Consider the following 19232-nt stretch of genomic DNA (forward strand, 5'->3'; position numbering starts at 1 on the left):
CGGCAGCCTACGTGGCGGCCGGGCCGGCGCTCCCGCCGTCGCCGGGAGCCGGTACTCCGAAGGGCGAGCCGAGCAGTTCCTTGCGCACCTGCAGCAGGTACAGCCAGATCAGCGCGAAGGCGCCCGCGACGAACCACATCACGCTGTTGAACAGGCCGGTGAGCAGCAGCGGCACCTGCAGCGCGGTGCCCACCAGCACGCCGGGCGGACGGCGCTGGATCCCCGACGCCAGGATCAGGACGACGGCGAGCGCGAGCAGGTAGGTGAGCCGGGCACCGCTGAGTCCACCCTCGGCCTGCGCGATCCCGCGGGGGACGAACAGGGTGGCGATGCCCTCGAGCACCAGGAGGCCGGCGGCGACCCCGCCCAGCGCCCGGCCGGCCCGCACCGGGTCGGGCGCGGTCATGTCCGCCGTCCCGCGAGCAGGGTGCGCGCCTCCCCCGCCGTGATCACGCTGCCGGTCACCAGCACGCCCGAACCGCCGAGGGCGTCGTCGGGACCGGCCTCGGCCAGCTCGATCGCCTCACCGATCGCGTCGGCCAGCTGCGGGGAGACGCTGACCCGGTCGGCCCCGAAGACGTCGACGGCCAGGGCACCCAGCTCGTCGGCGGGCATGGCGCGGGGCGAGCTGTTCTGGGTGACGACGACCTCGGCGCAGACGTCCTCGAGCGCGGCCAGCATCCCGGCGACGTCCTTGCCGCGGACGCAGCCGACGACGCCGACCAGCCGGGTGAAGTCGAACGACTCCTTGAGCGCGTCCACGCTGGCCGCCATGCCGGCCGGGTTGTGCGCGGCGTCGACGAGCACCGTCGGGCTGGTGCGGACCCGCTCCAGGCGGCCGGGCGAGCGGACGGCGGCGAACGCCGCGCGGACGGTCTCCTGCTCGATCGGCCCGGTCGCGGCACCCGCGCCGAGGAACGCCTCGACGGCGGCCAGGGCCGTGACCGCGTTCTGCGCCTGATGCGCGCCGAACAGGGGCAGGAAGACCTCCTCGTACTCGCCGCCCAGACCCTGCAGCCGCACCTGCTGACCGCCGACGGCGACCCGCCGCTCCAGGACGCCGAACTCGGTGCCCTCCCGGGCCACCACGGCCTCCACCTCGACCGCCCGGCGGACCAGCGCGTCGAGGGCGCCCGGCTGCTGGTGGGCGAGCACCGCGATGGCCTCGGTCTTGATGATCCCGGCCTTCTCCCCCGCGATCGTGGCGACGTCGGGACCGAGGTACTCGGCGTGGTCGAGGTCGACCGGCGTCACGACGGCGACCCGCGCGTCGGCCACGTTGGTCGCGTCCCACGTCCCGCCCATGCCCACCTCGATCACGGCGACGTCGACCGGAGCGTCGGCGAACAGCGCGTAGGCCATGCCCACCATGACCTCGAAGAAGCTCATCGGGACGTCGCTGCCCGCGTCGACCATCTGCACGTACGGCGCGATGTCGGCGTAGGTCTCGACGAACCGCTCCGCGCTCACCGGCTCGCCGTCCAGGACGATCCGCTCCCGCATCGACTCCAGGTGCGGGCTGGTGAACCGGCCCACCCGGAGCCCGAAGCCGCGCAGCAGCTCGTCGACCATCCGCGCCGTCGTCGTCTTGCCGTTGGTGCCGGCCACCTGGATGACCGGCATCGCGCGGTGGGGGGAACCGAGCAGGTCGACCAGGGCGTGGATGCGGGTGAGGGACGGCTCGACCCGGCTCTCCGGCCAGCGGGCGAGCAGCTCACCCTCGACCCGGGCCAGTTCACCGGTGCTGCTGCTGCTCATCCTCGTCAGGATGCCAGCCGGGACACTGGACCGACCCCGCGCCCCGGTCCGCTCCTCGCTCGATGCTCCCCGGGCTGTGGTCAGTCGTGACACCTGGCTGGCTCCGCGCCCCGGTCCGCTCCTCGCTCGTTCCTCGCTGCGATGCTCCCGGGGCTGTCGTCAGCCGCAGGGTTCCTAGGATGAGGCACATGGTTCCCGACACCGCGACCCCGGCCACCCCTGCCCTGGGAGCGACCGTCGGCGTACCCGAGAAGCCCTCGCTGGACGGGCTCGAGGAGAAGTGGGTCGACCGCTGGGCGGCCGACGACACCTATGCCTTCGACCGGGCGGCCGCTCTCGCCGGGCCGCGCGAGCAGATCTACTCGATCGACACTCCCCCGCCAACGGCCAGCGGCTCCCTGCACGTGGGGCACGTCTTCAGCTACACCCACACCGACTTCGTCGCCCGCTACCAGCGGATGCGCGGCAGGCACGTCTTCTACCCGATGGGCTGGGACGACAACGGCCTCCCGACGGAGCGGCGGGTGCAGAACTACTACGGCGTCCGGTGCGACCCGTCGCTGCACTACGACCCGTCGTTCGAGCCGCCGGCGAACCCGGGCAAGGACCAGGTGCCCATCTCGCGGCGCAACTTCGTCGAGCTGTGCATGCGCCTGACCGGCGAGGACGAGGCCGAGTACGAGAAGCTCTGGCGCCGCGTCGCGCTCTCCGTCGACTGGTCGGACGTCTACCGGACCATCTCGGAGTCCTCCCGCGCCACGGCGCAGCGGATGTTCCTGCACAACCTGGCCCGCGGCGAGGCCTACGCCCAGGAGGCGCCGACCCTCTGGGACATCACGTTCCGGACCGCCGTCGCCCAGGCGGAGCTCGAGGACCGCGAGCGCCCCGGCGCCTACCACCGGATCTCCTTCTCCGGCCCCGACGGCCCGGTGTTCATCGAGACCACCCGGCCCGAGCTGCTCCCGGCCTGCGTGGCACTCGTCGCGCACCCGGACGACGAGCGCTACCAGCCGCTGTTCGGCAAGACGGTCCGGACGCCGCTGTTCGGCGTCGAGGTGCCGGTCGTCGCCCATCGCCTCGCGGAGCCGGACAAGGGCTCGGGCATCGCGATGATCTGCACCTTCGGCGACCTCAACGACGTCACGTGGTGGCGGGAGCTGCAGCTGCCCACCCGCCCGATCGTGGGCTGGGACGGCCGGATCCTCGCCGATCCGCCGCCGGGGGTGCCTGCCTCGCCCTACGACGAGATCGCCGGCAAGACGATGTTCAGCGCCCAGGCCCGCACCGTGGAGCTGCTGCGCGAGTCCGGCGACCTGCACGGCGAGCCGCGGCAGATCACCCACCAGGTGAAGTTCTTCGAGAAGGGCGAGCGCCCGCTCGAGATCGTCACCACGCGGCAGTGGTACATCCGCAACGGCGGCCGGGACGCCGACCTGCGGGCCGCCCTGATCGAGCGCGGCCGGGAGATCCAGTGGGTCCCCGAGCACATGCGGCACCGGTACGAGAACTGGGTCGAGGGGCTCAACGGCGACTGGCTGATCAGCCGCCAGCGCTTCTTCGGGGTGCCGTTCCCGGTCTGGTACCGCCTGGACGCCGAGGGCGAGCCGGACTACACCTCGCCGATCCTCGCGGCCGAGGAGTCGCTGCCGGTCGACCCGTCGTCCGACGTCCCGGACGGGTTCTCGGAGGACCAGCGCGGCATCCCGGGCGGGTTCATGGCGGACCCCGACGTCATGGACACCTGGGCGACGTCGTCGCTGTCCCCGCAGGTGGCCTCCGGGTGGGACACCGACCCGGAGCTTTTCGCCAAGGTCTTCCCGATGGACCAGCGCCCGCAGGCCCACGACATCATCCGCACCTGGCTGTTCTCCACCGTGGTCCGCGCGCACTTCGAGCACGGCGCGGTGCCCTGGACGCACGCCACGATCTCCGGCTTCGTGGTCGACCCCGACCGCAAGAAGATGTCGAAGTCGAAGGGCAACGCGACCACGCCGATCGACGTCCTGGAGCGGTACGGCACCGACGCCGTCCGCTGGCGTGCGGCAGGCGCCCGGCCAGGGGCGGACTCGCCCTTCGACGAGGCGCAGATGAAGGTCGGCCGGCGGCTGGCGATGAAGGTCCTCAACGTCGGCAAGTTCGTGCTGGGGCTGGGCGCCTCGGCGGATCTTCCGGCCGACCGCGTCACCGAGGCGATCGACCGCGGGCTGCTCGCGTCGCTGGCTGTGGTGGTCGACGAGGCCACGGCGGCGTTCGAGTCCTTCAACTACACCCGCGCGCTCGAGGTGGCCGAATCGTTCTTCTGGTCGTTCTGCGACGACTACGTCGAGCTGGTGAAGTCGCGGGCCTACGGCTCCGGCCCGGCCGCCGAGTCGGCCCAGGCGACGCTGGCCCTGGCGCTGTCGGTGCAGCTGCGGCTGTTCGCCCCGGTGCTGCCGTTCGTCACCGAGGAGGTCTGGTCGTGGTGGCAGGCCGGGTCGGTGCACCGCGCCGCGTGGCCGGTCGTCTCCGAGCTGCCAGCCGGCGGCGACCCAGCGGTGGTGACGGCGGCCGCCGAGGCGCTGGCCGGGGTGCGCAAGGCCAAGTCGGACGCCAAGCAGTCGATGCGGGCCGACGTCGAGACGGCGACCGTGACCGCCCCCGCCGAGCAGGTGGCGCTGGTGGAGGCCGCCCGCTCCGACCTGGTGGACGCCGGCCGCATCGCGACGCTCTCGATCGTCGCCGGCACCGGCCCGCTGACCGTGGACGTCGTCCTGGCCCCGCTCCCGGACGCCTGACCCGCGTCGATCCTCCTGCGGGCGTCGGAGCGTTGTCCTTGAGTCGGACATTCCCGGCGGTGAAACGTCCGGTGCAGGGACAACGCTTGTCGGCTGTCCACAGCCTTCGTCGTCGTGGCCGCACGACAACGGCGCCGCCGCGCAGGATCTGCGCGTGCACGACCTCCTCGCACTCCTCGGCCCCTCCCGTACCTCGTCCACGGCTGCCCTGTCGACGGAGGTCGATCCCCGGACGGTGACCCGATGGCTCGCGTCCGGGCGGCTGGTGCGGCTGCATCCCGGCTGGGTCACCGTCCCGGACTCGCCGACGACTGGACGGTCCGGGCCCACGCCGCGACCGGCTATGCCGGTGGGCCGCTGAGCCATATGAGTGCGTTGGCCGTCCACGGAGTCGTCGACAACGAGGTCACCCGGCTCAACGTGACCGTCGCGTCGCCTTCACGGGTCAGGACGTCACGCTGGTTGCGCGTGCATCGCAGCCGGAATCCGTTCGTGGTCGTCCGGGCACGGGGACTGCCGGCGACGACGATTGCGCGCTCGCTCGTGGACACGTGGGGCGACGCTCACCGCTCGCGGGCCATGCGCGGATTCGACGCTGTCGCACGTGAGGCCTTCCTTCGGGCCACGCGCGAACGGCGGGTACGTGTCGTCGAACTGCACGCTGAACTGGAGATGCGACCCGAGCTCCCGGGACGCGCCGCACTGGTCGAACTGCTGGGGTTGATCGGCTCGGGCGCGCAGAGCGAGCTGGAGATCTTCGCCGTCCGTCACGTGCTCGCCGTCCCGGGATTGCCCCCGGCACGACAGCAGCACCGGGTGCTGCTCCCCGACGGCCCGGTGTTCCTCGACGCGGCCTGGCCCGAGGTCAAGCTCGCGATCGAGCTGGACGGTGCGGCATTCCACGGAAGCCAGGAGGCACGCGAACGCGACCTGCGCCGGGATGCCGCCCTCGCGGCCATGGGCTGGCTCGTGATCCGCTTCAGCTATCGACGAGTGACCCGCGATCCGACCGCGTGCCGCGCTCAGATCGCTGCCGCCTACCGGAGCCGGCTGAGCGATGTCGCTATGCCGGACATTTCACCGCCCGGAATGTCCGGTGCAGGGACAACGGTCGCACGCTGAGCAGCCCACCAACGCGAACGAGCCCGCCCCCCGCAGGGGACGGGCTCGTTCGGGAGGGACTAGGCGGACTTCTCGCGGGGGGCCCGGGTGGGCTTGCGCGGGACGATCGTCGGGTTCACGTGCTCGAGGACGACCTCCTTCGTGATGACGACGGAGCCGACGTCCTCACGGCTGGGGATGTCGTACATCACCGACTGGAGCACCTCCTCCATGATCGCGCGGAGCCCACGGGCGCCGGTGCCGCGGAGGATGGCCTGGTCGGCGATCGCCTCGAGCGCGTCGTCGGTGAACTCGAGCTCCACGCCGTCGAGCTCGAAGAGCTTCCGGTACTGACGCACCAGGGCGTTCTTCGGCTCGGTGAGGATGTTGATCAGCGCCTCACGGTCGAGCTTCTGCACGCTGGTGATCACCGGCAGACGGCCGATGAACTCGGGGATCATCCCGAACTTCAGCAGGTCCTCGGGCATGACCTCGGCGAAGGCGTTGGCCTCCGCGATCTCGGCCTTGCCGCGGATCTCGGCACCGAAGCCGATGCCCTGCTTGCTGGTGCGCTGCTCTATGACCTTCTCCAGGCCGGCGAAGGCGCCACCCACGATGAACAGCACGTTCGTCGTGTCGATCTGGATGAACTCCTGGTGCGGGTGCTTGCGGCCACCCTGCGGGGGAACCGACGCCGTCGTCCCCTCGAGGATCTTCAGCAGCGCCTGCTGGACGCCCTCACCGGAGACGTCGCGGGTGATCGACGGGTTCTCGCTCTTGCGGGCAATCTTGTCGACCTCGTCGATGTAGATGATCCCGGTCTCGGCCCGCTTGACGTCGTAGTCCGCCGCCTGGATGAGCTTGAGCAGGATGTTCTCGACGTCCTCACCGACGTAGCCGGCCTCGGTGAGCGCGGTGGCGTCGGCGATGGCGAAGGGCACGTTGAGCATGCGGGCGAGGGTCTGGGCCAGGTGCGTCTTGCCGCAGCCGGTCGGGCCCATCAGCAGGATGTTGGACTTGGCCAGCTCCACCGACTCGTCGCGGGAGCCACTGGCCGCGCCGGCCTGGATGCGCTTGTAGTGGTTGTAGACGGCGACCGACAGGGTTCGCTTGGCCTTGTCCTGGCCGATGACGTACTGCTCGAGGAAGTCGTGGATCTCCTTGGGCTTCGGCAGCTCGTCGAACTTGAGGTCCGAGGACTCCGAGAGCTCCTCCTCGATGATCTCGTTGCAGAGATCGATGCACTCGTCGCAGATGTAGACCCCGGGGCCCGCGATGAGCTTCTTGACCTGCTTCTGGCTCTTCCCGCAGAACGAGCACTTGAGCAGGTCACCGCTCTCACCGATTCGTGCCACCTGCTGACCTCCACCTGTGAAGCGCGGGCCCTGGTCTCAGGAGCCTGCGGTTGATTCTGGCTGCTCTGCCCCTGATCGGCCTCATGTTTCGGGCTGCAATTCGGGCGGCCCTGCGAGGCATTCCTCCCGGCGTTCGTGGCCGGGGATCGGGCTCTCGAAGACCGTAACCCTCGCCACCGACGTCCCCGGGCAGTGACTCACCCGGTTCTGCCGACCGTCCCACTTCTGTCCCGCTGGTGCCCCGCGCCCCTCGGACGACTGCGCTCCTCGTGACCGCGAGACGACCGACGGTACGGGCCGAGGACGCGACACGCGCGCCCTCGGCCCACTCCGTCAGACCGCCGGGAGCGCGTTCAGCTTCCGGCTCTGGATGACCTCGTCGACGATGCCGTACTCCTTGCACTCCTGGGCGGTGAGGATCTTGTCCCGCTCGATGTCGGTGCGGACCTGCGCCACGGTCTGCCCCGTGTGCCGCGCCAGGATCTCCTCCATCTGCGAGCGCACCCGCTGGATCTCGGCGGCGTGGATCTCCAGGTCCGAGACCTGACCGCCGGACTCGCCCGAGGGCTGGTGGATCAGCACCCGCGAGTACGGCAGCGCCAGCCGCTTGCCCGGTGTGCCGGCCGCGAGCAGGACGGCGGCGGCCGAGGCGGCCTGGCCCATGCAGACGGTCTGGATGTCGGGGCGGACGAACATCATCGTGTCGTAGATGGCCATGAGCGACGTGAACGAGCCGCCGGGCGAGTTGATGTAGATCGTGATGTCACGGTCGGGGTCGGTGGACTCCAGCGTGATCAGCTGGGCCATGACGTCGTTGGCCGAGGCGTCGTCGATCTGCACGCCGAGGAAGATGATCCGTTCCTCGAAGAGCTTGTTGTAGGGGTTGGACTCCTTCATGCCGTAGCTCGTGCGCTCCACGAAGGAAGGCAGGATGTAGCGGCTGGAGGGCATCTGGAAGCTCATCGTCTGTTCTCCGAACCGTCAGTTGTCGGTGACCGGGTTGGTGCTGTCGGTCATGGCGGCGCGGCTGACCACGTGGTCGACGAAGCCGTACTCCAGGGCCTCCTTCGCCGTGAACCAGCGGTCACGGTCGGAGTCCTTCTCGATCTGCTCCACCGGCTGACCGGTGTGCTGCGCCTGCAGCTCGTTGAGCTCCTGCTTGGTGCGGCGGAACAGGTCGGCCTGGATGGCGATGTCCGAGGCGGTGCCCCCGACGCCGGCCGACGGCTGGTGCATCATGATCCGCGCGTGCGGCAGGGCGTACCGCTTGCCGCTGGTGCCGGCGGTGAGCAGGAACTGCCCCATCGAGGCGGCCAGCCCCATGCCGTAGGTGGCGACGTCGCAGTCGATGAACTGCATCGTGTCGTAGATCGCCATGCCCGCGGTGACCGAGCCACCGGGCGAGTTGATGTAGAGGTGGATGTCGCGCTTCGGGTCCTCGGCGGACAGCAGGAGCATCTGAGCGGCCAGCTGGTTGGCGATGACGTCGTCGACCTGGCTGCCCAGGAAGATGATCCGCTCGCGCAGCAGGCGCTCGTAGACCGAGTCGCCGAGGTTCATCATCCCCCCGGCGCCGCGCAGCACGGGCGCGCTCGCCAGGTTCGGGTCGAGGGTGCTCACGGGTGGAATGACCTCCGTAGGACTGTCGATGCAGTCGGTCTCGGTGGGCGAATGAGTCGGTGGTGCGGGCCAGAGCGGCGCCCCGGGAAGCGGTACCCCCCGGCGGTCGCCTGAGTCCTGTCGACCCTAACGCGCACCTCCGACGTCGCAGTCCTCCTCGGGGCGGTGTTCGCCGACGGCGCAGCAGAACGCCCCGAAACGACAGCGCCGCCCCGTCCCGGATCGGGAGGGGGCGGCGTCGTCGGGCTCGCCGGCGTCAGCCGTCGGCGCCCTCCTGGACCTCGACGTCGGCGACCTTGGCCGGTGCGGCGTCGTCGTCGGCGGCCGCGGCCGGCGCCTGGACCGTCTTCGGGCGCAGCGCCTCGAGGTCGACGACGTTGCCCGATGCGTCGGTGATCGTCGTCTCCTCGAGCAGCTTCGCGAGGGTCTTCGTGCGGCGGACGTCGGCCACGAACTCGGCGATGTTGCCGCCCTGCTGCAGCTGCTGGGCGTACTGCTCCGGGCTCATCCGGCTGCGCTGGGCCTGGGCCATGATCTGCGCGGAGAGGTCCTCGTTGTCGACGGTGACCTCACGGGCGTCGGCGATCGCATCCAGGATGAACTGGGTGCGCACCGCCTCCTCGACCGTCTTGCGCTGCTCGGCCTCGTAGGCCTCGCGGTCCTCGGTGCCGGCGATCTTGAGGTAGCTGTCCCAGTCCATGCCGGCCTGCTGCAGCTCCTGCTCGAAGGCGCGGTTGCGCCACTCGATCTCGCGCTCCACCAGCTTCTCGGGCACCGGCACCTCGACGACCTCGAGCAGGTGCTCGACCAGCTTGTCGCGGGCCTGCGCCCCCTGCTGGAGCGTCTTGGTGCGGGCCAGCCGGGTGCGGACGTCGTCGCGCAGCTCGGCCAGGGTGTCGAACTCGCTCGCCGTGGAGGCGAACTCGTCGTCCAGCTCCGGCAGGTCCTTGGTCTTGACCGAGCGGACCGTGACGGTGACGTCGGCGGACTCGCCGGCGTTCGGCCCGGAGAGCAGGGCCGTCGAGAAGGTCTTCGACTCCTCGGCGGACAGCCCGCGGACGGCGTCGTCCAGGCCCTCCATCAGGTTGCCCGAACCGACCTCGTAGGACATGCCGGTCGTCGAGCCGTCCTCGAGGACCTCGCCGTTCAGCTTGGCCTCGAGGTCGATCGAGACGAAGTCGCCGTCCTGCGCCGCGCGCTCGACGCCGGTGAGCATCGCGAAGCGCTCGCGCATGACGTCGACCTGCTTGTCGATGTCCTCGTCGGCGACCTCGACGTCCTCGACCGTGACGGCGAGGTTCTCCAGCGGCGGGAGCTCCACCTGCGGGGCGACGTCGACCTCGGCGGTGAAGGCGAGGGTGTCGTTGTCGTCGAGGCGGGTGACCTCGATGTCGGGCTGGCCCAGGACGCGGACCTGGTTCTCGCGGACGACCTCGGAGTAGACCTCCGGGATGGCGTGCTGGACGACCTGCTCCAGGACGACGGGGCGGCCGATCCGCTGGTCGAGCACGCGGTTGGGCACCTTGCCGGGGCGGAAGCCAGGCACGCGCACCTGCTTGCCGAGCTCCTTGTAGACCTCACCGAAGGCGTGGTCCAGGTCCCCCCAGGGCACCTCGATCGCCATCCGGACCCGTGTGGGGCCGAGTTCCTCGATGGTGCTCTTCACAGCGGCAGTGCTCCTCGATCGCAGGCGGGGGGTGGGGCGCGTCCAGGGGGTGGACGGCGCCGGATCGCCCCCGAGTCTAGAGACGTCGGGCGCGCCGCCGCCGTGGCGGGCGGAGCAGCCCTGGACATGCAGGGCGGAGGCGACCGCATTCCACCGGCTGACCGGTGACGAAGGGACCGAGCCGGCCGAGGAGGCCCGGGGCTGCTGACGGTGCTCACCGGCCGGAGCCCCGGGTCCACCGCCGGCCGGACGGACTCTCCACCGCCGAGGTGCGCGTCCTCCCGCGCCGACCGATCCACTCTCGCTGCGTGCCTCCGGCGATCTTGACGAGCAGAGTGACCCACGACACAGTCGCCGGCATGACCGACACGAGCCAGGCGCCGCCGTCCCAGCACGCCCGGCAGGAAGGCCGGCTGGGTGACCCGACCATCGAGCTGCGAAACGACCCCCGGCTGCACCCGCGGCTGTTGGCCGCGCTGGCCGCGTTCGGTCTCGACGGACACGCGGCGGGCCCGTCCATCGATCGGAGCGCGCCGCCGGAGGCACTCGCCGAGTTCGTCGGCCAGGTGCACGCAGGATTCGAGGGGCTGTACGCGGCCCTGCCCAACGAATGGCCCGACGAGGCGCCGTCCGGCGTCACCCACCGGACCGAGACGGTGCAGGGCGTGGACGGCAACGAGATCCCGCTGCACATCTACCGACCGGCCGGGGCGGACGGACCGCTGCCGGGCACCGTCTACATCCACGGCGGGGGGATGACGATCCTCGACGCGCACAACCGCGTGCACCGGCAGTGGAGCGAGGACCTCGCCGCGTCCGGGATGGTCGTGGTGACCGTGGGCTTCCGCAACGCGTGGACCCCGGACGGAGCGAAGCCGTTCCCGGCCGGGTTGAACGACTGCAGCACCGCCCTGGACTGGATCCACGAGCACCGCGACGAACTGGGCATGACGACGCTGGTGCTGCAGGGGGAATCCGGCGGCGCCAACCTCGTGCTCGCGACCGCGCTGAAGGCCAAGCGGGAAGGGCGCCTGGACCGGATCGACGGCGTCTACGCGATGGTGCCCTACATCAGCGGTGGCTACGGCTGGTACACCGACCGCAAGCTGCGGGAACTGCCGTCGATGGTGGAGAACGAAGGGCACTACCTCAACTGCGCGATGATGGACATGCTGGTCGCGGTCTACGACCCGACCGGCGAGAACGCCGAGAACCCGCTCTGCTGGCCGTACTTCGCCACCGAGGCCGACGTCGAGGGCATGCCGCCGCACGTCATCAGCGTCAACGAACTGGATCCGTTGCGGGACGAGGGGATCGCCTACTTCCGCTTGCTGCAGCGCGCCGGCGTCCCGGTGGTCGGGCGGGTGAACCTGGGTCTGACCCATGCCGCGGACATGTCGTTCCGTCAGGCGGTGATGGACGCGTACAAGGCGACGGTCCGCGACATCCGCGGCTTCGCAGGCAGCCTCTGACCGAACCTGACGTCGTGTGGCGGGCTGCGCCACCTACAGCGCTCACGGTCGGGGTGACAGGATTTGAACCTGCGGCCCCCTGCTCCCAAAGCAGGTGCGCTACCAAGCTGCGCCACACCCCGTGGCCGCCCGAGTCTAGGTCCAGGCCCGACCGGGGCGCGGGCGGATCTGCGGGCCTCTCGCGCAGGAGGCCCTGGCGGCACCCGCCGGTCCGCGCCAGGCTGACCGACGACGGGCAACCATGACGAGTTCTCAGGGGGACCTCATGCGCCGTCCACTCCGGCACGCCGCCGCGGCCGTCGTTCTCCTCCCTCCGCTGCTCCTCGCCTCCGCGGCGCCCGCCCTCGCGCACGACGAGCTCCCTGCCGCCTACCGGCTGCACGGTGACCCGGAGGGTTCGCTGTTCGAGGGCATCGCGGTGTCGCGCGACCGGGAGACCTTCTACGTCAGCGAGATCACCGGCGGGGAGATCCACCGCGGCGAGGTCGACGAGGCCGGGACGGAGGTCTGGCTCGACGCGGACGACGCCATCAGGGACGGCCGTCGCGCCGCCATCGGACTCGCCACCGACCACCGCGACCGGGTCTACGTCGCAGGTGGTGACAACGCGACCCAACCGGACGCTGCGGCCGACGATCCCGACTTCTGGGTCTACGACGAGGACGGCGAACTGCTGGCTTCCCTGCGCGTGCCCGCCGACGGTCCGGTGTTCCTCAACGACGTCGTCGTCGGCCCGGACGGCGCGGCGTACGTCACCGACTCGGTGACCCCGCAGATCTTCCGGATCGCCCGCGAGGACGGCGACTGGCAGGCCACGGTCTGGGCCGCGGCCGACGCGCCCGGGGCACCCGAGCCCGGAGAAGGATTCGGACTCAACGGCATCGAGGTCGGCCCCGACTGCCGGTCGGTGATCGTCGCGCAGAGCGACGTCGGCGCGCTGTGGCGCTACGACCTGGAGACGGCGGAACCGACCCGGATCGACGCCGGCGACGTCGACCTCACGTCCACCGACGGTCTCGTGGTGAAGGGCGACACGCTCGTCGCCGTCCGCAACTTCCCGCAGGTGCTCACCTACCTGCGGCTGGACGACGACGTCACGTCGGCGGAGTTGCTCGCCGAGGTGCCGACCGATCCCGACCGGGTGTTCACCACCGGGGACGTCGCCGAGCGGCGCCTGCTGCTGGTGGACAGCCAGTTCGACGAGGAGCCGCCCTCCCCCGACTCGGAGGTCGTGGCGCGGCCCTTCCGGCCCTGACGCCTCCCCAAGCCCGCTCGTCCTCGCCCCGTCGCCGTGGCCGCGGTCGTACGGCTCCGACCGCGCCTCGTGTCAGCTGTGGCCGATCCGAGCCACCCGCCCGGGCGGCGGCTCGGCGACGGCATCGGGGTGCAGCAGCCACGCCAGCGCCTCGACGCCCGAGACCAGCCCCGGACCGGGCTGGACGACGAGACGTGCGGAGTCGATCGCGACCAGTGGGATTTCTGGCAGCCGGGCTGCCACCGGGGAGCACTGCTCGAGGGCGGCGTCCAGCCCGAAGCCGCACGGCGCGACCACGACGACGTCGGCCGCGGGGAGGTCCGCCCACCGGGTGGCCACGCTGCGGCCGCCGGCCGCCCCACCGACCGGATCACCCCCGGCCCGGACGACCAGCTCCGGCACCCAGTGCCCCGCGAGGAACGGCGGATCGGTCCACTCCAGGACCAGTACCCGTGGCCTGGACCGGCCGGCCACGGCCCGCTCGACTGCGGACAACCGTGTCCGGAGCTCCGCGTTCAACGCCGTCGCCGCGTCTGCTGCGCCGGCGGCATTCCCGACGGCGGTGATGCAGTCCAGGACGTCGTCCAGCGAATGGGGGTCGAGCGAGAGCACAGCGGCGTCGGTGCCGATCGCCCTGCACGCCTCCTCCACCGTGCCGGCCGGGAGCGCGCACACGCGGCAGAGGTCCTGGGTGAGGATCAGGTCCGGCGCCAGGGCGACGAGGGCAGCGCGATCGAGCTCGTACATCGGGAGGCCGAGGGCGGTGCGTTGGCGCACCCACGCGTCGATCTCCTGCGGCGAGAGGTCCGGCGGAAGGGCGGTGTCGACGACGACAGGACAACGCTCCCGAGCGTCTCCGGCGCACTCGAAGGTGACGCCCACCAGCTCATCGGCGATGCCGAGCTCGCTCACGATCTCGGTGGCGGCGGGCAGGAGCGAGGCGATGCGCACCCGGTCACCGTAGGGCCGGGCGGCGGCAAAGATCCTCGCGAGGAGGAGGAGGCGGGGCGTCGGCTCCCGTTGTGGGGATCGCGGTACGACCGGCGAGGGTGGCGGCGGCGGTGGCCGTGCGCCACCTCGTGTCGTCCTCGAGGTGCTCGCCCACGTTGCCGGCGGTCCTGGCTGGAGACTCGGAGAGCCCCACCTGCCGAGACTCGACATGCGCGCGACCGACGTGCTGTCGCGCCCCGACGCAGCCCGGAATCGTCGGGCGCTACTCTCGACCCGGACCGAGGGTCCCGCGGAGCCATGATCCGGCGGGTCACTCACCGGGAGCGGCCGGGATCCCCCGACCTGTCCCACGTCCCGCGGGTGTAGCTCAATGGTAGAGCCCCAGCCTTCCAAGCTGGCCATGCCGGTTCGATCCCGGTCACCCGCTCCAGCGATGTCGCGGGAGTGGCGTCCACCAAGGTCTGTCGGGCGGTTCGCGCACGGTGACGGACCACAAGTGAGGCCGTTCGACGACCGATCCGGGTCGTTCGACCGTGGACGGCGGATTGATGCCTCGGCCACGATGTTCGCCATGGCCCAGAGTTCCGGGCGCTCTCTCGGCCTACATCCCTGTGCGGAGACATGCGGCTCCTGAACCGTGGAGGGACGGACAGTCGGTTTCCGCTGGGCCAGCGAAAGGGGTGGTCATACGCGCCCAGTCGTCCGCCTTGTTGGGCGGGTCCAGTCAGCGCAAGGCGTGAGGGCGGCGGGAAACCGGGTCCTCCTCACCCGAGAGGTGTCACCCGCGTGCCGCTGGTCCAAGGAGACATGTCCCTGTTGCCGCGATCGAGAGAGTGCGAGAGCCATGGCTGAGACGGAATCGACGGTCCGGAACTTGTCCGAAGACGGGTGCTGGGCGCTGCTCCGTACAACCAGCGTCGGCCGACTGGCCGTGTGCATGAACAACCAACCCGACATCTTCCCGATCAACTATGCGGTCGACCACGGAACCGTGGTCTTCCGCTCGGCGGCCGGCACCAAGATGTCCGCCGCATTGTCCGACTCCCTGGTCGGCCTCGAAGCTGACGGTTTCGACGCCGACAGCGCAGAGGCGTGGAGCGTCGTCATCACCGGACACGCCGAGGAGATCACCACAAGTCAGGCTTTGCTCGACACCGTCGAGCTAGCACTCTTCCCATGGCAGGCAGGAGACAAAGGACGCTTCGTGCGAATCGTTCCGACAACGACCAGCGGTCGGCGTTTCCCGGTCGCCGACCCGAGTGTGTGGCTGACGCCGCTTTCGGGTGTGAAGCGCGCGTCGATGGAATAGCGATCGCCCCGTGTTTGCACTGCCCAAAGGTGCCGCCGCGACCATCGGGATCCCCCGCCGCGACCCCCTACGCAGTAGTCCAGGCCGAGGGGTAGGCGACGATCCGAGGCGATCTCCTGGGCCACCGGCTGTCCAACCCGCCGGGCCGGCATGAGGTGCGCCCGGACCCAGCCCGCACGACGGTCAGTGCCAGGACGCTGAGCGTTGCCAGGCAGGCGTATCAGCAATGCGGGCCCCTGCCGTCTCGGCGAGGAGGTGCTGGCGACGGTTCAACAACCGCCGCCAACTGCAGGCCAGTCTTCCAACGGGCACAGCCCGATCCTCGCGCCCCGGCAAGCCGGGTAGAGGCATGCGGCCCGACGGCGCGGGCCATTGGTCGCTGGGTGTGCGTGCGGGTCGCCTCCACCAGTCCTTCTCAGGAGCGCGAGAGGACTTCTCCCCGCGGGTTGCAGGGCATCGGTCCCCGTGCGGCAACCGGCCATCGGGGTCAGGGTGAACCATGCCCGCACAACGCACCCCGGTGTCCCCTGAACTTCGTGTCGCACCGCAGCCGTCCAGCATCGGCACGCTCGACCGCGTCTCGTCGCCCGCGTCCGACAGCAGCCGCCCGACCGGTGGGCTCGCCGCCCTCGTGCAAGGTGCCCGCCGGACCTACGGCGTCGGCGCGACGACCGTAGTCGCCCTCGACGACGTGACGGTCGGCTTCGCGGCCGGTGAGTTCACCGCGATCATGGGCCCGTCGGGCTCCGGCAAGTCGACGCTGATGCACTGCATGGCCGGCCTCGACACGTTGACGTCCGGACAGCCTTCATCGGCGACACCGACCTGGCCACGCTGTCCGACCGGGACCTGACGGTCCTCCGCCGGGACCGCCTCGGTTTCGTCTTCCAGGCGTTCAACCTGCTCCCGACGCTGACTGCCGAGGAGAACATCACCTTGCCCGCCGACCTGGCGGGCCGGCCGGTTGACCGCGCGTGGTTCGACACCGTCGTCTCGACGTTGGGGCTGCAGGAAAGGCTCACCCACCGGCCTGCCCAGCTCTCCGGAGGCCAGCAGCAGCGGACTGCGGCAGCCCGTGCGCTCGTTTCCAGGCCCGAGGTCGTGTTCGCCGACGAGCCTTCCGGCGCCCTTGACTCGAAGGCCTCCGCCGAGCTGCTGCGCTTCCTCCGCTCGGTTGTCGACGGCCTGGGTCAGACCGTCGTCATGGTCACCCACGACCCGGTGGCTGCCGCCTACGCCGACCGCGTGGTCTTCCTCGTTGACGGCTCGGTCGTCGAGGAGCTCGCCGCGCCTACCCGCGACTCGGTCCTCGAGACGATGAAGCGGCTGGGCGACTGACGTGCTGCGCGTCTCGCTGAGGAACGTACTGGCGAACAAGCTCCGGCTGCTCCTCACCATCGCCGCGGTCACCGTCGGGCGTCGCCTTCGTCTCAGGCACCTTCGTGCTCTCGGACACGATGAGCGGGGCGTTCGACCAACTGTTCACCGGTCTGACTTCCGGCACCGACGTAGTCGTCAGGGGTCAGTCGGCCTACGCCACCGGCGCCGCCACCCAGGAGCAGCCGCGGCCGATCGACCAGGACCTGGTCGCCGACATCCAGCAGGTCCCTGGCGTGGCCGCCGCTGAAGGCGGGGTGACCGGGTTCGCGCTCATCCTCGATGCCGACGGTGTGCCCATTCAGCCCGGCGGCGCCCCCACCCTGGGATCGAGCGTGGGCGGTGACGACGGCCTCGCCGGCGCCCTCGGGTTCCGAGAGGGACGTGCTCCGGCCGACCCCGACGAGGTCGCGATCGACGCCGGCTCAGCCGAGAAGGCCGGGTACGAGGTCGGGGACTCCGTCGACATCGTGTTCCAGGACGGCCGCGACACCTTCACGGTGGTCGGCATCGTGGGCTTCGGGAAGACCGACAGCCTGGCCGGCGCCACCCTCGCCGGGTTCGACCTGCCGACCGCCCAGCAGCTGCTGGGGAAGGTCGGCGTGGTCGACGAGATCGACGCCCGAGCCGCCGACGGCACGAGCCCAGCCCAGCTGCGCGACGACATCGCCGCGGTGCTGCCCGACGACGTCGAGGCACGGACCGGCCAGCAGGTGGCCGACGAGAACTCGGCCGCCGTCCGCGACGGGACGGCCGTGTTCAGCCAGGTGCTGCTGATCTTCGCCGCAGTCTCGGTCCTCGTCGGGTCATTCGTCATCTGGAACACCTTCAGCGTGCTGGTCGCCCAGCGCCGACGCGAGGTGGCGCTGCTCCGCGCGGTCGGCGCTTCCCGGCGCCAGGTGCTCACCGGGATCATGGTCGAGGCCGGACTCATCGGGCTCGTGTCGGCCGGCGTCGGCCTGCTCGCAGGGGTGGGGCTCGCCGTCGGCATCCGCAGCCTGCTGAAGCTGATCGGCATCGAGGTGCCCACCACGTCCGCGGTGATCGAGCCGAGGACGATCGTCGCCGCGCTGCCGGTCGGCGTCGTCGTCACCATGGTCGCGGCGTTCGTCCCGGCCTGGACTGCCTCGAGGATGGCCCCGATCGAGGCACTGCGCGATGCGGCGCCGACCTCGGCCGGGATCGGCACTCGCCGTCGCATCGGGGGGTGGCTGCTGCTGGCCGCCGGGCTGGCGGGGCTGGCCGCGTGCGCCGTGGTGGGCAGTCAGCCCGTCCTCACCGCGCTGGCGACGCTGACCGCGTTCGCGGGACTCGTCACCGCCGGTCCGTCGCTGGCCGAGGGCATGGCCCGGCTGGCCGACCACGGGCGCCCCGGCGGCGGATGGCGGATGGCCGCCCGGAACATCGCCCGGGCGCCCCGCAGGGCGGCGGCCACCGCGCTGGCCCTGACCATCGGCCTCACCGTCGTCTGCGCCGTGGCGGTCACCGCGTCCTCGATGAAGGCGTCCGTAGCCGACTCGGTGACCGGGGGGAACCGGTCGGACTTCGCCCTCCAGCCTGCCGGGGCCGGCCTCGGGATCAGCCCGACCGCGGCCGATCTGGTCCGCGGCCTCGACGACATCGACACCGTCGAGGAGCTCCGGTACACCAGTGCGCTGGTACAGGGCGGCAGCAGGACCGTCGTCGGGGTGGACCCGGACGGGCTCGACCAGGTTGTGGACCTCGGTGTGCGGGACGGCACGCCGGCCGCGTTCACGCCCGGGACGATGCTCATGCGCGCCGAGGCGACCGAGGTGCTCGGCGTGGAAGTCGGCGACCCGGTGCGCCTCACCTTTCCGGAGACCGGCGAGCACACGGTCACCCTGGCGGGCACCTTCACGAATGACACGATCCTGGAAACGGACTACCTGATCCCCCTGGCGGACTTCGAGGACAACGTCACCTCTCGGCTGGACGGCGCTGTCCTGCTGACCATCCGGGACGGCGCCTCTTCCGCTGCCGTCGAGCGCAGCCTCACCCAGGCACTGGCGGAGTATCCGAACGTGACGATCAGCGATCCCGCGGAGCTGACCGCGGACGCGCAGGCCTCGGTGGACCAGCTGTCGGGCTCGTCACCGCGCTGCTCTTGCTCGCTGTCGTCGTCGCGGTGCTCGGCATCGTGAACACGCTGGTGCTCTCAGTCGTGGAGCGGACCCGGGAGTTGGGTCTGCTCCGGGCCGTGGGAGCGACCAGGAGCCAGATTCGGACGCTGGTCCGCCGGGAGTCCGTGCTGATGTCCTTGCTCGGGGCGGTCACCGGCATCGCGCTCGGCACGGTATCCGGCGTCGCGCTCAGCCGCGCGCTCCTGGACCAGGGCGTCACCCGGCTCGCCGTCCCGGCGGGAACGCTGACCCTCTACCTCGTCATCGCCGCACTTGTCGGGATCCTCGCCGCGGTCGGTCCGGCGCGGCGCGCCAGCCGGGTCGACATCCTTCGGGCCGTGACCACCGAGTGACACGGCCGGCCTCGTCGCGCAGTCGCGGCGACGATCCACCAGGTAGCGAAGTCAGCCAAGCCACGCCGGCGGCAGGAGCGACGCCGAGGCTGCCGCCACC

General features: G+C 71.0%; 16 protein-coding genes and 2 tRNA genes. 10 read left to right on the top strand and 8 right to left on the bottom strand.

Annotation, left to right across the window (positions count from 1 at the left end):
- Window positions 1-7: 7 nt before the first annotated feature.
- The gene (locus tag E4P39_RS02410) at window positions 8-406 is read right to left on the bottom strand and encodes a DUF4233 domain-containing protein (RefSeq protein ID WP_135134763.1); all 399 of its coding nucleotides are present in this window, start codon (window positions 404-406) and stop codon (window positions 8-10) included.
- Window positions 403-1758 (bottom strand): folylpolyglutamate synthase/dihydrofolate synthase family protein, encoded by a 1356-nt coding sequence (locus tag E4P39_RS02415; RefSeq protein WP_135134764.1) that lies wholly within the window; start codon window positions 1756-1758, stop codon window positions 403-405. The genes E4P39_RS02410 and E4P39_RS02415 overlap by 4 nt, the downstream gene beginning before the upstream one ends.
- Before the next feature lie 188 nt (window positions 1759-1946).
- Here E4P39_RS02415 and valS point away from each other — a divergent pair, with 188 nt between their 5' ends.
- Both valS and E4P39_RS02425 read left to right on the top strand, forming a co-directional pair.
- Window positions 1947-4532, top strand: a complete 2586-nt coding sequence (gene valS, locus E4P39_RS02420; protein ID WP_135134765.1) for a valine--tRNA ligase — start codon at window positions 1947-1949, stop codon at window positions 4530-4532.
- A 243-nt stretch (window positions 4533-4775) separates the two neighbouring features.
- Window positions 4776-5654 carry a DUF559 domain-containing protein gene (locus E4P39_RS02425; RefSeq protein ID WP_135134766.1) on the top strand — a complete coding sequence of 293 codons (879 nt, stop codon included), beginning with the start codon at window positions 4776-4778 and terminating at the stop codon, window positions 5652-5654.
- Window positions 5655-5713: 59 nt separating this feature from the next.
- Here E4P39_RS02425 and clpX read toward each other — a convergent pair whose 3' ends face one another.
- The 4 genes from clpX to tig form a co-directional block, all read right to left on the bottom strand.
- Window positions 5714-6988 (bottom strand): ATP-dependent Clp protease ATP-binding subunit ClpX, encoded by a 1275-nt coding sequence (clpX, locus tag E4P39_RS02430; protein WP_135134767.1) that lies wholly within the window; start codon window positions 6986-6988, stop codon window positions 5714-5716.
- A 333-nt stretch (window positions 6989-7321) separates the two neighbouring features.
- Window positions 7322-7951 carry an ATP-dependent Clp protease proteolytic subunit gene (locus tag E4P39_RS02435; RefSeq protein ID WP_135134768.1) on the bottom strand — a complete coding sequence of 210 codons (630 nt, stop codon included), beginning with the start codon at window positions 7949-7951 and terminating at the stop codon, window positions 7322-7324.
- Window positions 7952-7969: 18 nt separating this feature from the next.
- Window positions 7970-8551 (bottom strand): ATP-dependent Clp protease proteolytic subunit, encoded by a 582-nt coding sequence (locus E4P39_RS02440; protein ID WP_135134848.1) that lies wholly within the window; start codon window positions 8549-8551, stop codon window positions 7970-7972.
- A gap of 313 nt (window positions 8552-8864) precedes the next feature.
- Entirely contained in the window at window positions 8865-10274 is a 1410-nt protein-coding gene (tig, locus tag E4P39_RS02445; RefSeq protein ID WP_135134769.1) for a trigger factor, read from the bottom strand.
- Window positions 10275-10633: 359 nt separating this feature from the next.
- Between tig and E4P39_RS02450 the strand changes: the two genes are divergently transcribed.
- On the top strand, window positions 10634-11746 hold the full coding sequence (locus tag E4P39_RS02450; RefSeq protein ID WP_135134770.1) for an alpha/beta hydrolase fold domain-containing protein: 1113 nt from the start codon (window positions 10634-10636) through the stop codon (window positions 11744-11746).
- Between the two features lie 48 nt (window positions 11747-11794).
- Here the strand turns inward: E4P39_RS02450 and E4P39_RS02455 are convergent.
- Window positions 11795-11868 (bottom strand) — tRNA-Pro (locus E4P39_RS02455).
- A 143-nt stretch (window positions 11869-12011) separates the two neighbouring features.
- Here E4P39_RS02455 and E4P39_RS02460 point away from each other — a divergent pair.
- The gene (locus E4P39_RS02460) at window positions 12012-13001 is read left to right on the top strand and encodes an SMP-30/gluconolactonase/LRE family protein (RefSeq protein ID WP_135134771.1); all 990 of its coding nucleotides are present in this window, start codon (window positions 12012-12014) and stop codon (window positions 12999-13001) included.
- A gap of 72 nt (window positions 13002-13073) precedes the next feature.
- Here E4P39_RS02460 and E4P39_RS02465 read toward each other — a convergent pair whose 3' ends face one another.
- On the bottom strand, window positions 13074-13952 hold the full coding sequence (locus tag E4P39_RS02465; RefSeq protein ID WP_135134772.1) for a cobalamin-binding protein: 879 nt from the start codon (window positions 13950-13952) through the stop codon (window positions 13074-13076).
- A gap of 356 nt (window positions 13953-14308) precedes the next feature.
- Between E4P39_RS02465 and E4P39_RS02470 the strand changes: the two genes are divergently transcribed.
- The 6 genes from E4P39_RS02470 (at window position 14309) to E4P39_RS02490 (ending at window position 19132) form a co-directional block, all read left to right on the top strand.
- Window positions 14309-14382: transfer RNA gene (locus E4P39_RS02470), tRNA-Gly, on the top strand.
- 414 nt (window positions 14383-14796) lie between these two features.
- On the top strand, window positions 14797-15261 hold the full coding sequence (locus E4P39_RS02475; RefSeq protein WP_135134773.1) for a pyridoxamine 5'-phosphate oxidase family protein: 465 nt from the start codon (window positions 14797-14799) through the stop codon (window positions 15259-15261).
- Window positions 15262-15760: 499 nt separating this feature from the next.
- Window positions 15761-16114, top strand: coding sequence for an ATP-binding cassette domain-containing protein (locus tag E4P39_RS23095; protein WP_280790771.1), 354 nt, complete (start codon window positions 15761-15763; stop codon window positions 16112-16114).
- Between the two features lie 59 nt (window positions 16115-16173).
- Window positions 16174-16599 (top strand): ABC transporter ATP-binding protein, encoded by a 426-nt coding sequence (locus tag E4P39_RS02480; protein WP_280790775.1) that lies wholly within the window; start codon window positions 16174-16176, stop codon window positions 16597-16599.
- 119 nt (window positions 16600-16718) lie between these two features.
- Window positions 16719-18800 (top strand): ABC transporter permease, encoded by a 2082-nt coding sequence (locus E4P39_RS23300; protein WP_135134774.1) that lies wholly within the window; start codon window positions 16719-16721, stop codon window positions 18798-18800.
- A complete protein-coding gene (locus tag E4P39_RS02490; RefSeq protein ID WP_167761520.1) occupies window positions 18764-19132 on the top strand; it encodes an FtsX-like permease family protein in 369 nt (122 codons plus the stop codon). The genes E4P39_RS23300 and E4P39_RS02490 overlap by 37 nt, the downstream gene beginning before the upstream one ends.
- Window positions 19133-19232 lie beyond the last annotated feature (100 nt).

Source organism: Blastococcus sp. CT_GayMR19 (genome assembly GCF_004570385.1).
Classification (GTDB): Bacteria; Actinomycetota; Actinomycetes; order Mycobacteriales; family Geodermatophilaceae; genus Blastococcus_B.